We start from the raw sequence: 14,925 nt of genomic DNA on the forward strand, positions 1-14,925 counted from the left end.
GATCGCCAAAAAATAGCCTTGGGTAATTTTACGCCCTTTAAAACCGCTATGTTTGGCAACAAGCTGCTGTGCGTCTACGCACTTAATCTATAGTTTTTAGTTCACAATAGAGATAACATATCTTTATAATATCAATATCATTGATGCCAACTTCTTCAGCTCCTACTATTCCTTATTTAATTGCTGCTGGCTTTCATGCTCTTTCCGAACCACTCAGGATTAGTGTGCTGGAATTGCTACGGCAGCGAGAATTATGTGTATGTGAATTGTGCGAAGTCTTGGGAGTAAGTCAGTCGAAACTATCTTTTCACCTCAAAACCCTCAAAGAAGCTGGTTTAGTTAACTCCCGTCAGGAAGGACGTTGGATTTATTACAGTTTGAATTTGCCTCAATTCAGTATTTTAGAGAAATATTTGGCAGATTTTACCCAGAATCAGGTAATTTCATCTGCGCGTCCCTGCTGCGATTAGGAATCAGTTTATCTTAACGTGAAAGGAGCCTAAAACCAGCTTTTAGATTGCCTCGTTCCCAGTCGGAGACTATTGGTGACAACTTATAGCTATTTTCAGGTAAATATACCACACGGTAGGGGCACAGCATTGCTGTGCCCTTACTTACGACTGTGCTTCCCTACAAACTATTGCCCAAATTGCTATACATCAACTTTTTTTGATGAATTTTTATGTATAGTGCTATGCTTATTATTGACATATCAAGTTTTTTTGAAATGATATAAACATACTTTCAAAATTACCGATAACGGTAAAGTCAATGAACGCAATGGCAAAAAAATTAGCTCTCTTATTTGGAGTGTTGGCTTTTGCGAGCAGTTGTACAGCCACACCAATTCATCAACTGAAATTCAGCGATCGCCAACGCTTACAAAGGACAGTTTTAGGCATGGACAATCATCCAAACCAACCAACTTGTTCATTATGAAACTTTGAATAATGCCAGATGTATGAACTCTGTAATGAACAAAAAGACTTCAAAACGCCTCTCCTTTATTGACCGCTTCCTGACCTTGTGGATTTTTTTGGCAATGGCAATCGGTGTTGGTATTGGCTATTTTTTTCCGGGAGTCGAAGCGTTTATCAAGCAGTTTCAAGTAGGAACAACCAATATACCAATTGCCATCGGGTTAATTCTGATGATGTATCCGCCACTAGCTAAGGTGCGATACGAAGAGTTAGGGGATGTATTTCGCAACGGAAAAATTCTTGGTGTGTCACTACTTCAGAATTGGATTATTGGGCCAATTTTGATGTTTTCTCTAGCAGCAATCTTCTTACACGGTTATCCAGAATATATGACTGGATTAATTCTGATTGGATTAGCCCGTTGTATTGCAATGGTAGTTGTTTGGAGTGATTTAGCACGAGGTAATACAGAGTATACGCCTGGATTGGTTGCCTTCAATAGTATTTTTCAAGTCATCTTTTATAGTCCTTATGCCTGGTTTTTCATCACTGTGCTACCGCCACTATTTGGTTTAAAAGGCAATGTTGTTAATGTCAGCATTGCCGAGATTGCTAAAAGTGTATTTATCTATCTTGGTATTCCTTTTATCGCTGGATTTTTCACTCGTTTCTTTTTAATCAAAGTGAAAAGTAAGCAGTGGTATCACGAGGAATTTGTGCCTAAAATTAGCCCGATCACGCTGATTACTCTGTTATTTACAATCGTGGTTATGTTCAGCTTGAAAGGCAATTTAATTGTTCAGATACCCTTGGATGTGGTGAAGATTGCAATTCCGCTGATCGTCTATTTCTTCATCATGTTTCTGGTCAGCTTTTATATGGCTTGGCGGATTAAGACAGACTATTCTAGAGCCGCCAGTGTAGCGTTTACAGCCGCCGGGAATAATTTTGAACTAGCGATCGCAGTGGCGATCGCAGTGTTTGGTATTAATTCGGGTGTTGCTTTTGCTGCGGTTGTCGGGCCTCTGGTGGAAGTGCCTGTGTTGATTGGTCTGGTTAATGTTGCTTTCTGGTTGGAAAAACGTTATTTTACAACACCTGAGTCAAGAACCTTATAAATATTTGAAAAATCCGACGAGGAGCAAAATTATGGCACTGCTGAAAACTCATGTGGCTTTGAATGTTACTGATGTTGAGAAGTCTGTAACATTTTATCGGGCAATGTTTGGCTTGGAACCTGTGAAATATAAGCATGACTATGCCAAATTTGATATTTCTAGCCCAGCGTTAAATCTAACACTAAATTTAGCATCTAGTATTCAGGCTGGTGGTGCATTATCTCACTTGGGCGTACAAGTTGAAAGTACAGAAGAAGTGCGCTCGGCTATCCAAAGGTTTACGGAGGCAGGATTGGCATTATTTACTGAGGATAATACTGATTGCTGCTACGCTTTGCAAGATAAGGTTTGGGTAACAGATCCAGATGGGAATGGCTGGGAAGTCTTTGTGGTGAAGGTGGGAGATACAACGCCAGAACAAAATTTGGTGGTGGGACAGGCTGTTAATAAGTCGTGTTGTGGGTAAAGAGAAAACGAACCGCAGAGAACGCAGAGAGTTTGAGAGGAGTATTTATGAAGAAGGTGATGTTTGTTTGTAAGCATAATTCTCGCCGTTCTCAAATGGCAGAGGGATTTACGCAAATATTAGGAGAAGGTAAAGTTGCTGTTGCTAGTTCAGGTTTGGCAGCAAGTGAGGTAGATCCCGTCACTGTTGAAGTGATGGCGGAAATTGGTATTGATATTAGCAATCAAACTTCTAAGCCTTTAAGTGATTTCAATGCTGATGATTATAATACTGTGATTTCATTATGTGGCTGTGGTGTTAATTTACCCGAAGAGTGGGTATTAAGAGAGGTGTTTGAAGATTGGCAACTTGATGACCCCGCAGGGCAATCAATTGAAACTTTTCGCCGCGTTCGAGATGAAGTTAAGGAACGAGTTGTAAAGTTAATTGAGAGACTCAATTAACAATTGCTACGACTATAAATTAGGTTAGCGATCGCTCGAAGTAATTTAGCTGGCTCCACAGGCTTGGTGATATGCTGCTCAAATCCGGCGGCAATTACTTGTTGATAATCAGCCTCACCAGCATAAGCTGTCAGGGCGATCGCAGGAATTTCCCCTCCTTCTTCTATTGACATCGCTCTAATTTGACGAATCAGCATATAGCCGTCTACTTCCGGCATTCCAATGTCGCTTAACAGCAGATTTGGCTGGAACTGAGGCATAATTCCTAGTGCTTCTATCGCCGATGCAGACTGGATTACTACTGCGCCAGATTGCTTTAAAATAAAAGCAATTAATTCTCGTGTATCACGCTCATCATCTACAAGCAGAACTTTCAACCCATTTAAATCGGGCAAATCATCAGGTTGAGAGACAACTTGGTGATTATTTAGATCGATCTCGATCAGCGGTAACATCACTGTAAAGGTTGCTCCCTGTTCTTCACCGAAACTTTCTGCCTTAACTGTGCCGCCATGTAACTCGACAATATGACGAACAATAGCTAATCCTAATCCCAGTCCGCCGAATTTTCTGGTGGTTGCGCCATCAGCTTGCCGAAAGTAGTCAAAGACATAAGGTAAAAAGTCAGGGCTAATTCCCTTACCTGTATCACGCACTTGAAGTTGAATTTGAGAACCAATAGACTGTAAACTGATTTCTACCTGTCCATCTTGGGGTGTAAACTTAATCGCATTGGAAAGTAAATTCCAGATAACTTGTTGCAAGCGACCGGAATCACCTGTTACTAAAAATTTGGAGTTGCAACTTTGGGGCGCTTCCAGCACAATTTCAACTTGGGATTTTAGATTGTCTGGTTGCTGATTAAAATCGATCGATTCTAAATTTTTGTCAGAATTTTCTAATTCCAAATCTAAAATTGTAAATTGCAAATTAATAGATTTAGCTTCAGCGGCTAGACGTACAGTTTCTATGGCTGCGGCGATCGCAGTTTCCAGATTCACAGGAGCAATATTCAGACTCAGTTTACCTTGCAGAATGCGAGATACATCCAACAAATCTTCGATTAATTGGGTTTGCAACTTGGCATTGCGCTCAATGGTTTCAAGAGCGCGAGTAGTGGTTGCTTCATCATACTTTTTCATTTGAAGTAACTTCGACCATCCCAGGATTGGGTTTAGCGGCGTGCGAAGTTCGTGGGAAAGAACTGCCAAAAATTCATCTTTGATTCGGTTAGCTTGGATCAATTCTTCTTTCCGTCGCTGTAACGAAGCCATTAACTGAGCGCGTTCCAGAGCAACCGCCACCTGATCGGAGGTTGCTTGTAATAGAGCAATTTCCCCAGAAGTCAACTGAGTACGGGTGCGACTAGCAAAAGAAAGGACACCAAGCAGCTTTCCCTGAGCAATTAATGGTTGACCTGCGTAGGCTGTAATTTCTAAAGCACGGAGAATGTGAGCTTTTGGATGGGTAGAGTCCGGCACATTATTGACGACGATTTGATGGCCTTCTTGCAGCACTAGTCCGCACATCCCCTCATTCAATTCCAGATATTCAATTGCTTGAAATACTTCATCAGTAATACCGTTCCAACCTACTAATCGAAGTCTCTGCTTGTTTTCGTGTGTATCAATTAGATAGTGAAAGTAAAAATGCAAATCCATCTGCGCCGATAGTTTGCTAAACAAGCTGTTCATGAGATCCAAGGGGCGCTCGGTTGAAAGCAAATCACTGGTTGTTTCTGAGAGGAGTTTAAGTCTTTCACTGCGCTCTTGTAAGGCTTGTTCTGCAAGCTGACGTTCGCGAAGGGCGCGTTCGCGTTCGGTGATGTCAATCGCAACTCCTCCTACTAGGCGTTGCCCAGATGCATCGGCGATGGGAAACTTATAGATCAAAAATTCGCCAAGACTGCCATCTGTGCGTGGAGCAGACTCGATAGTTTGAATAACCTGATTCGTCTCGGCAACTATTCTAATGTTATCGAGGAGGGGTTGAGCAATTTGGATTGGGTAGAGGTCAAAAATGTTTTTATTAATCGCCTTATTTGTTGCTAAAGTGAATGTCTTCAAATAAGTTGGACTGAGGTAAAGTACACGCCCCTCTGCATTGGTAATCCAGGCGGCGGCGGGAATATTGTCCATAAAAGCTTGAAATTGCTCTTGACTCTGACTCAGAGCTTTTTTCGCTTGTTTGAGATCGCTAATATCCAGAATGAATGCGACTGATTTCTGGCGAGATTCTCCTAAAAGGGAATAGCCAACGACAACCGGGACAATGGAACCATCTTTGCGAATACATTCTTTTTCATAAGGAGTGCAAGTTCCTTTCGCTGTTGCCTCAGCAATAGCTAATTCGTCTAAATAAAGATACTCAGAGGGGGTGATATCAGCCCACCGTAATTTACCTGCTTGAATATCCTCCTGGGTATAACCGACAATTCGCAAAAACTCGTCGTTGGCTTCCGTGATGCTACCATTAACATCACCAAAAATAATACCAACTATATTTGCTTTGACAAAACTCCTGAGCCGCTCCTCGCTTTCTTGAATTGCCTTCTCTGCCTGCTTGCGAGGGCTGATATCTGTAGTGCTACCAACTAAGCGTACCGGATTTCCATCAGCATCCCGTTGCACCACTATCCCTTGATCCAACACGTAGATGTATTGATTGTTCTGGTGGCGAATTCGATACTCAGCAGTATAGCGATCGCTATTTGCCAAAGCAACTAACGCCTCCTCTTGTAGGCGTTGCAAATCTTCGGGATGGACAAGTTCACACCACCAATTACCCGTTGGTTGAGCTTCTGCGAGGGAATAGCCCAAAATTCGGGTTAACCCCTGGGTTCTTTCAACGGTATCCTGTTCTAGATTCCAATCATAGATGAGACAATTGACGGCAGAGGCGGCTAACTCAAACCGCTCGTTAGCTTGCTTTAATGCTATTTCTGCTTGTTTGCGTACACTCAAATCAACAACAAAGCCAGTGATGGTTTCTTGAGTGTCTCCCAATATCACAGAACCAAGCAGAACCGGAATGCGATCACCATCTTTACGAATGTATTCTTTCTCAAAGGGCTTACATACTCCGGTAGTTTTCAGTTCTGCCACTGAACGCTCACTTAAAAGAAGATACTCAGGCGGGGTAATCTCGCGCCAGTTCATTTGATTAGCAAACAAATCTTCTCGCGTATAGCCGATCATATTCAGAAAAGCATCATTGGCTTCTACGATCGAGCCGTTATTCATATCAGTTACGACAACCCCAATGATGTTGGATTCTGCCAGTCGGCTAAACCGCATTTCGCTATTTTGCAACAAGTTTAGGCTTGTCTCTGCTTTGCGTCTAGCAGTTTGTAACTCTGAAGAGAGGGCAGTAATTAAAAAAGATACGAGTGAAAATGTGGTTAGTTGTACTAAAACTTTCAGGCTGAGGAAATGAAAGGAGTAGACTGGCTCAATCAAAAAATAGAGCGAAATTGCAACAGATAAAGCGATCGCTAATACTCCCAGTCTCATACCGCCATACCAGGCGCTCACTGCTACGGCTGCATAAAATAATGTAAATACGCTCGGTTCTAAAACTGGCAGTAACAGTTTTGTCAACAGTAGCGCCGCTATGACTGTCAAAATCATCACACCATAAGCTATTAACCGAGAACGCATCATCAAAATTTTTTCAGGTACTTTCACCATCATCTTAAGAGTCCTCCCGTTGCTCCGCTTTTGGGAGATACTCGTTTATCAGTCTTTTGGGTTCACCCATCTTTTCTAACATTTCTTCAATTAGCTTTAGTGCCATTGGCGAAGGCACTGTAGATCCATTTTCCCAACGATTCACTGTTCGCAGGGAAACTCCCAACTTGGCCGCAAACTTTATCTTGAGAGAGATCAAGTTGCTGCCGAAGTTCGCGGATTAAATCTGAAATTTTGACTGGCTTTCCTAGTTCCATAGTAGGAAGAGTAGGACAGGTGTCTCGTCATTTGTCTCCAGCTTGAGGAAGAATTTCAAGAATCATCAGTTGTTATCAATTTCATCTTTTGGTGAAATACCAATATTCAGTTATCAGTGTTCACGGATTACTGTTCACTGTAGAAGCTATATATAAAATAAACATTAAATTTTGCCTAATAAGCGATTGATAATAGTACTATTTTAAGAAATTTTATTGATAATTTTTAGCGATCGCACACAACCAGAAACTTTGTGATGTGTGATATTTTCATGATTTATATCAAAGCTAGTTTTATATATAGGTTATCTATATATAAGTTATAGCTAATACTTTTCGTTTGATGAAATTTTCCAAATCATTGTTAATTTTGGCAACTATATCTGAACATAGATTTTAAAATCTGTTGTTAACTTTACTTCTATGGTTAGATGCCAATGACAAAACTAGAAAGCGATAATTCATCCTTATTGAAGAAGAATTCTGACTCCTGAATTCTGTTCAATAATGAAAAAACTCCAGAAATGTTTGTTACAAATCTGGAGTCATGAAAGATACGCATTTACCTATACCAAATTTTCACTCTGAGAAAATCCTACGTCATCAGGGTATACACTCAAATGTAGGTGAAAGGGGATAGGGAAACTAAGCCGCCTACAAGGGGTGAGGTTTAAAATCTACCTTCTCGATTGGAGGTAACGCAAAACAGCCTCAGGTTATCTGGGGCTGTTTTGCAAGAGGTGTTTGGCAGAAAGGGTACATCAAAAACTGATGCCCTGTGTTAGATATAAATAATTCAGTATGCATCCTTATTCAGCCGCCTTTTGGCATATCAGGATGATTGGAAAAATTTTGTAGGCGCAGCCTGTCGTAGACATCGCTTTTTCCAAAAAGAAACTCCAGATGCGCTTAAGGCATTCTGGAGCAGTAACAGGTTTCTAACATAAATCAATTTTTACATCTGCGATCGCTCAATGTCGTTAGGGTATATACTCAAATGTATTTATGTCTACCCATCCGCAAATCGAACAGCAAATTACCTTCTTTTCTACCCATAACCTCAATGTATCTACAGAATTCTACGAACAAAAGCTAGGTTTTGAGTTATGGCTTGACCAAGGAACCTGTCGAATTTATACTGTTAATGACTCTGCGTACTTGGGAATTTGTGAAGCCAGCGAAAAATCAACTCCTGCAACCAACAACCAATCAAGTGTCATTTTTACTCTGGTAACACAGCAGGTGGATGAATGGTTTGAATATCTCCAAGAACGTGGCGTCGATTTTGAAAAGCCGCCTACACTAAACGAAAAGTACAATATTTACCACTGTTTTTTCCGCGATCCTGATGGTTATTTGATTGAAATTCAACGTTTCGAGACTAACGACAAGAAAAAGACATAACTTATTTAGTTATGCCTAAGCGTTTAATTTACAGGGCAGGATTTTACAGATTAGAACTTTTATGATTTACTGGGGTGCATGATACCGAATAATGCTGTATAGACATCATCAATAAGCATGTACCTGTTCTTCTATAAATTTATCAAGGTAGGATGCGGGATTTATGCAGCCACTAGAAAAGCTTTACATTTATTTACAATTACTGCAAAACCGTGGGCCTCACTCTTGACTTTTATAAAATGTACACCTAATTACTGATAAAAATTCTTCGCGTCAGTCCTAATGATAGGTATTTAACCGGACTTGATATTGTATAACAGAAGCTAGGATACAATCGGGAGCATCTCAGTGAAAGCAAATATATCTGGCGATTAAAAATTGCGGCTACATAAACTTCGTCCGCCTGCGCGGACTCAATAAATTGGAAACCCACGGAGGTGGGTTTTGTCTGTATAGCCAAGAATTCTATTCGTCAAGGCTAGATATATTTTTACGAAAGTGAGATGCTCCCAATACAATCATTGTCGCGAGGATATAATGCTTATTGAACAAAATTATTTTCAAAATAGCTTCCTTGCCAGTTGTGCTATTTCTATAGTTATTACTTTTAACCTCTATGATATTTAATGTATTCGGTTTACTAAATATTTTTCCGGCAAATGCATGAAAGCCAAAACACTCACATGGCTAGGCAAAGTACTACAACTTAAGGGTTCGGTAATGAAAGCAATTTACAGACATATCTTATGGTGTGGAGCTTTTGGATTTTTGATTTCTCTACTTTACCATTTTGACAAACCTGTATCCCAACCTATTTTAGGAACTGTGATTCCTAGTATTGTTTTAGGGTTGTTACTTGTCTTTCGTACCAATACTGCTTATGAGCGATTTTGGGAAGGGAGAAAATGTTGGGGTTCTATAGTAAATAACGTCCGAAATCTAGCGCGACAAATTTGGGTATCAGTTGATGAAATTTCACCAGAAGATAAAGAAAATAAAATTACAGCATTAAACTTATTGGCAGCTTTTGCTGTAACAACTAAATTACATTTGCGTGGAGAAACAGTTAATAGCGAGTTAGAAGACTTAATGCCATCTACTAAGTACAGAAAACTGAAGATTATGAATAATCCCCCCATAGAGGTTGCCTTTTGGATAGGAGATTATTTACAACAACAGTACAATCGTAATTGCCTTAACAGTTACCAGCTAACATCTATGCAAGAATTATTAAATAATCTGGTAGATAATTTAGGTGCTTGCGAACGCATTTTGAAAACACCCATGCCCCTTGCTTATGCTATTCATTTGAAGCAATTACTGATACTATATTGCTTTTTGCTACCATTTCAAATAGTAGAAAGTCTCGGTTGGTGGACAGGTTTAATTTCCGCCTTAGTTGGTTTTACAGTATTTGGCATTGAAGCCATCGGCTTAGAGATAGAAAACCCCTTTGGCTATGATGCTAATGATTTACCATTAGATGCAATTTGCGAGACAATGAAACGCAATATTGATGATTTAATTACTTTGACTCCAAATACGCGATCGCATACAGAAAATATCTGATTAAAAGATATTAGAAATTATTGTAGTATTGAAAATCTTCTTGAACAAACTGTCCATATAGTCTTCAGTCTTTGCTCAATACTTATGTCAAGTTGAAATAGGTGGATATTATTGGACAACCTTATCTGAGTTTCATACAGCACTTGGGAGGTGATTATATTTTCTGAAGCCTCTTGGTAACTTGAGGACTATCAAGAACTGCTGTTACTTTATCGAACAGTTGATAAATTTTCTGTTTCAGTTGTTCTCGATTAAGTTGAGTTTCAATCTTCGTATTAACATCAGCAATTGCTTTTTCTAGTTTTGTGGTTGTCTCCTTAACTTTGCCCGAAAAATCGTTTATCTGGGCTTAAGTCAGGTTGCTTATCTGAGAGGTTGTTTGAAAAGTGGTTAGCCGTGATTTTAGGCACTAACTGATCCCCCCTAGCCCCCCTTTTTAAGGAGGGAACCGGAATCAAAGTCCCCCTTTTTAAGGGGGATTTAGGGGGATCTAGAACGTTTTGTTACCGAGAAGAAAACTTTTCAAACATTTTCTAAGTCCACTTGGGCTGCTAGAAGTGCTGGTTTTTCGGCATCGCTCTCTTGTCGAGCAGAGCGCTCTCGTTCCAACTGCTGCCTTTCGGCTTGGAGTGTTTACTATCTAACTGAAATTAGGGTCAATTTTAATACATTTTGTTATAAAAATTGTGAATTGCAGAATGCACATCAAACTGAGATTTCTTACGTAAGATACTTAAATTATTGCAACTTCTACTTTGAATAAATGGTAAATTTTTTTAGGCTAAATTTAAATCCCAAGCAAGCAGCAGTAGGAGTTACGCTATCTGAAACCGCAGACTTAGCGAAGGCGCTAGAGCAATTAGGGCTAATTAATTCCCGTCCCGTTTTAGTGATTGTAGGGGGCGCTAGTCAGATTAGCGAAGCCGACTTTTTGCTTATCCAAAGCCTATTTGTGGAAGTCTTAGCCCCAATTGCCGAAAACTTGGGGGCTTATGTAGTAGATGGTGGTACTGATGCGGGAGTGATGCGATTGATGGGTAATGCCCGTAGCCAAATCAATGGCAAGTTTCCGCTAATTGGTGTAGCGCCCACAGCAAAAGTAATTTTACCCGATCAAACCCATATCCTGAGTGATGATGCCACATCCCTGGAGCCGCATCATACTCATTTTGTGCTAATTCCTGGCAATAATTGGGGTGACGAATCTCCCTGGATAGTAAAGGTAGCAACTGTTTTAGCTAATGGCGCACCCTCCGTTACAGTCCTAATTAATGGTGGCGAGATTAGCTTTATTGATGTCTTAAATAGCGTCATCGCTAAACGGTTAGTGATGGTGATTGCTGGTAGTGGAAGAACAGCAGATAAACTTGTTTCTGCTTTGCGTGGAGATGCCACTGATGAACGCGCTAAAGAATTAGCAGCATCAGGCCATTTACAAACTATTGACTTAGAAGCAGCAGAAGAGTTAATCAATACAATTACGAACTTACTTTTAACTTAGGACTGAATTATGGTGAAGAAGGGCGTATCTAACGGTTGGGGGAGGAAAAAGTGGAATAGGCTAGTACCGCAAGGCGGAATTAAAAATTAAAAATGAATACAACGTAAACTTTTTATAGACTCCGAATTGCAATTTCTAACCCTTCACAGACACGAGTCAGAAAATCTAAATCCAAAGTAGCGATCGCATCACTAGCTTTGTGATAATGAGGATTTCGCAAGAATGCCGTATCTGTCACCATCATTGCCGGATAACCCAAATCCCAGAATGGCGCATGATCGCTAAGTCTGGTTTGGGGAACTATTAAACCTCGATTTGGTACGGGTAGCCATTGACTAGATACGCCAGCTTTGCGAATATTACGGCTCATGCCAATTAAATCGGGCAATATCCGCAAGTTGCCAATTAAAGCAATAAAATCACCCGTATCTGGGTAGAAGCGTTCCAGAGGACGAGGGTAACTTTGGGAACCAGGTGTAGAATCCTTATAGCCCAGCATTTCTAAGGAGATCATTAAGCGTAGTTGTTGCTTTTGTTGATGCAACAGCGCTGCATAGTCAGCGCTACCCAGTAAGCCGTATTCTTCCATATCGAAAGCAACTAGTCTTAAGGGATATCTGATAGCTTGGGCAGCAAACTTTCTCGCCAATTCCAGCAACACCGCCACACCTGTAGCATTATCATCAGCCGCAACTGTTCCTGGAACGCCATCATAATGAGCGCCAATTAAAATCGGTGGCAAATCCTTTTTTTGCCCTTTAGTTTGGGATGGTAAATTTAATATCAAGTTATTACAAGCTTTGCCTCTGACTTCAAAGGTGTGGATTTCCACACTCCCCCATTGGGAAAACTGCTGGCGGATGTATTCTTGGACAAAAAAATGTCCAGCCGTCGCCATATAAGGATCGCGTTCTCGCGCGATCGCATTGAGAGAAGTTTGTAATCGCTCTGTTAAATTCAACTTTTTAAGATAGGGATAATAATATGAGAGTCTTGCACTAGGCGACTATAAGTCCCAGCTACACGAGACAAAACCCGCCTACGCGGGTTTAAATCCTTGATTTTCCCTAAGTCCGCGTAGGCGGACGAAAGTTTGTATAGCTGCGATTTCTAATCGCCAGGGCTCGGTGCAAAATATGCATTTATCAACTTGCGGATAACAAGAATTGAGGCTGCTTGGGCACACCAACCATCTCAATGCTATTCTAGTCTTGCAACTATCTCCTCTAGCTGCACATCTTAGCTTACTGCTTTAATGATGACTATCATACCATTGAGGTGTTTTCATCTTGTAGCACAAAGCTAGAAGTAGTTCCGCCCAATCATAATAAACATATAAAGATACTTTAGGAGAAGAGTAACGCATGGGCAAGGTAGTCGGCATCGACTTGGGTACAACCAACTCAGTAGTCGCCGTTATGGAGGGTGGCAAGCCGGTGGTGATTGCCAATGCAGAAGGAATGCGAACAACCCCCTCCGTAGTTGGCTTCAGCAAAGAAGGTGAAAGAGTAGTTGGGCAAATGGCACGGCGACAAACCGTCCTCAATCCCCAAAATACCTTTTTCGCAGTTAAACGCTTCATTGGGCGGAAGTATGGTGAACTGAATGCAGATTCTAAGCGTGTGCCCTACACGATCCGCAAAGACGAAGTAGGTAATATTAAAATTGCCTGTCCTCGTATGAATAAAGATTTTGCCCCAGAAGAAATTTCGGCAATGGTGCTGAAGAAATTGGCAGACGATGCTAGTCGCTATTTGGGTGAACCAGTTACCGGGGCAGTGATTACAGTACCCGCCTATTTTAACGATTCTCAACGGCAGGCAACCCGTGATGCTGGCAGAATTGCCGGTTTAGAAGTGCTGCGGATTCTGAATGAACCGACTGCGGCATCTTTGGCCTATGGATTGGATCGGGGTGACACGGAAACTATCTTAGTCTTTGACTTGGGTGGTGGTACTTTTGACGTATCGATTTTAGAAGTTGGTGATGGGATATTTGAAGTCAAGGCTACCAGTGGAGATACACAACTTGGTGGTAACGACTTTGACAAAATAATCGTAGATTGGTTAGCAGAGCAATTTCTGGAAACAGAAGAGGTAGACTTAAGACGCGATCGCCAAGCTTTGCAACGTCTGATGGAAGCGGCAGAAAAAGCCAAAATTGAACTTTCTGCTGTCAGCGTCACCGATATTAACTTACCCTTCATCACTGCCACGGAAGATGGCCCCAAACATCTGGAAACTCGTCTGACTCGTTCCGAGTTTGAAGGTTTGTGTGGTGATTTGGTGGGACGCTTACGGACACCAGTAAAACGCGCCCTCAAAGATGCCGGACTTTCACCTAGAGACATTGAAGAAGTTGTTTTAGTTGGCGGTTCTACACGGATGCCAATGGTGAAGCAGCTAGTGCGAGACTTGATTGGCACAGAACCCAACGAAAATGTCAACCCCGATGAAGTTGTCGGAGTAGGTGCAGCAATTCAAGCCGGAATTCTCGCAGGTGAACTCAAAGATGTGCTGCTTTTGGATGTCACACCCCTTTCTATGGGATTGGAAACCATCGGCGGCGTGATGAAAAAACTCATTCCCCGCAATACCACCATCCCAGTTCGCCGTTCTGACATTTTTTCTACGTCTGAAAATAACCAGAATACTGTGGAAATTCACGTAGTTCAGGGCGAACGGGAAATGGCCGCAAACAACAAGTCCTTAGGACGGTTCAAGCTGTATGGCATCCCGCCAGCACCGCGAGGAATTCCTCAAGTTCAGGTGTCATTTGATATTGATGCTAATGGTATTTTACAGGTAACAGCCCTAGATAGAACTACTGGGCGAGAACAGAGTATTACCATTCAAGGCGCTTCCACCTTGAACGAGTCAGAAGTGAATCGGATGATTCAGGATGCTCAAAAATATGCTGATGTCGATCGCGAACGTAAAGAAAGAGTAGAAAAGCGGACTCGTTCTGAGGCGTTGATTTTCCAAGCAGAGAGACAACTTCGAGAAGTAGCACTGGAATTTGGTATGCAGTTTGCCCGAAACCGCCGCCAAAGAATTGATAATATTTGCCGACAATTAAAAGAGAGTCTGAAGGAAAATAGCGATCGCGGTATCGATCAAGCCTACGCCGACTTGCAAGATGCTCTTTATGAGCTAAATCGCGAAGTTCGGGAGACTTATGCTGAAGATGAAGATGACGACTTGTTTGGTACTATCCGCGACATCTTTACTGGCGGCGATAAAGAACGAGAACGCGAATCTCCCAGAGATACATACCGAGAACGCGACTCATACAGCCAAGGCTATGGCAAAGATTACGGTAAAGACTATGGCAGAGACTATAACCGGGATAATAATCGTTCTTCCTCTTATGAAAGCCGTCCTCCACGCAAATCTCGTCCTAGCTACCAAGATAACTGGGATGACGAAGAAGACAATGATTGGTTGTAAGAAAAATTAGAAGTTAGGAGTGAGGAGTTAAAAATTAAATCTTTCAACTCATAACTCCTAACTCATAGCTCCTAACTCATAATTAATCTAAAATCTAAAATTTAAACAA

The 14,925-nt window shown here is 41.3% G+C and carries 12 protein-coding genes; 9 read left to right on the plus strand and 3 right to left on the minus strand.

The window, feature by feature from the left end:
* Positions 1–143: 143 nt before the first annotated feature.
* From HWQ39_RS12900 to arsC, 5 genes are all read left to right on the plus strand, one after another.
* Entirely contained in the window at positions 144–470 is a 327-nt protein-coding gene (locus HWQ39_RS12900; RefSeq protein ID WP_292845104.1) for a metalloregulator ArsR/SmtB family transcription factor, read from the plus strand.
* Positions 471–780: 310 nt separating this feature from the next.
* Positions 781–939 carry a hypothetical protein gene (locus HWQ39_RS12905; RefSeq protein ID WP_292845107.1) on the plus strand — a complete coding sequence of 53 codons (159 nt, stop codon included), beginning with the start codon at positions 781–783 and terminating at the stop codon, positions 937–939.
* Positions 940–973: 34 nt separating this feature from the next.
* Positions 974–2,038: an ACR3 family arsenite efflux transporter gene (gene arsB / locus HWQ39_RS12910; protein ID WP_292845110.1), complete on the plus strand. Its 1,065-nt coding sequence runs from the start codon at positions 974–976 to the stop codon at positions 2,036–2,038.
* Positions 2,039–2,069: 31 nt separating this feature from the next.
* Positions 2,070–2,504, plus strand: coding sequence for an ArsI/CadI family heavy metal resistance metalloenzyme (locus tag HWQ39_RS12915; protein WP_292845113.1), 435 nt, complete (start codon positions 2,070–2,072; stop codon positions 2,502–2,504).
* Between the two features lie 47 nt (positions 2,505–2,551).
* Positions 2,552–2,947: an arsenate reductase, glutathione/glutaredoxin type gene (gene arsC / locus HWQ39_RS12920; protein ID WP_292845117.1), complete on the plus strand. Its 396-nt coding sequence runs from the start codon at positions 2,552–2,554 to the stop codon at positions 2,945–2,947.
* Here arsC and HWQ39_RS12925 read toward each other — a convergent pair.
* Both HWQ39_RS12925 and HWQ39_RS34400 read right to left on the minus strand, forming a co-directional pair.
* On the minus strand, positions 2,944–6,639 hold the full coding sequence (locus HWQ39_RS12925; RefSeq protein WP_292845120.1) for a PAS domain S-box protein: 3,696 nt from the start codon (positions 6,637–6,639) through the stop codon (positions 2,944–2,946). The two genes, arsC and HWQ39_RS12925, sit on opposite strands and share 4 nt — an antisense overlap.
* Position 6,640: 1 nt before the next feature.
* Positions 6,641–6,781, minus strand: a complete 141-nt coding sequence (locus HWQ39_RS34400; protein ID WP_366932269.1) for a hypothetical protein — start codon at positions 6,779–6,781, stop codon at positions 6,641–6,643.
* A gap of 1,117 nt (positions 6,782–7,898) precedes the next feature.
* Between HWQ39_RS34400 and HWQ39_RS12935 the strand changes: the two genes are divergently transcribed.
* The 3 genes from HWQ39_RS12935 to HWQ39_RS12945 all read left to right on the plus strand — a co-directional run bounded on the left by HWQ39_RS12935 (position 7,899) and on the right by HWQ39_RS12945 (position 11,367).
* Complete coding sequence (locus tag HWQ39_RS12935) at positions 7,899–8,297, plus strand: VOC family protein (protein WP_292845123.1); 399 nt, start codon at positions 7,899–7,901, stop codon at positions 8,295–8,297.
* 663 nt (positions 8,298–8,960) lie between these two features.
* Positions 8,961–9,866, plus strand: coding sequence for a bestrophin family protein (locus HWQ39_RS12940; RefSeq protein WP_292845126.1), 906 nt, complete (start codon positions 8,961–8,963; stop codon positions 9,864–9,866).
* A 763-nt stretch (positions 9,867–10,629) separates the two neighbouring features.
* The gene (locus HWQ39_RS12945; protein WP_292845128.1) at positions 10,630–11,367 is read left to right on the plus strand and encodes a hypothetical protein; all 738 of its coding nucleotides are present in this window, start codon (positions 10,630–10,632) and stop codon (positions 11,365–11,367) included.
* A 112-nt stretch (positions 11,368–11,479) separates the two neighbouring features.
* On the opposite strand, the gene HWQ39_RS12950 is transcribed toward HWQ39_RS12945, so the two are convergent.
* Positions 11,480–12,328 carry a M28 family peptidase gene (locus HWQ39_RS12950; protein WP_292845129.1) on the minus strand — a complete coding sequence of 283 codons (849 nt, stop codon included), beginning with the start codon at positions 12,326–12,328 and terminating at the stop codon, positions 11,480–11,482.
* Between the two features lie 403 nt (positions 12,329–12,731).
* On the opposite strand from HWQ39_RS12950, the gene dnaK reads away from it, so the two are divergent.
* Positions 12,732–14,816, plus strand: a complete 2,085-nt coding sequence (gene dnaK / locus HWQ39_RS12955; protein ID WP_292845130.1) for a molecular chaperone DnaK — start codon at positions 12,732–12,734, stop codon at positions 14,814–14,816.
* Positions 14,817–14,925: the final 109 nt, after the last annotated feature.

Source organism: Nostoc sp. NMS8, assembly GCF_017115045.1.
Classification (GTDB): domain Bacteria; phylum Cyanobacteriota; class Cyanobacteriia; order Cyanobacteriales; family Nostocaceae; genus Nostoc.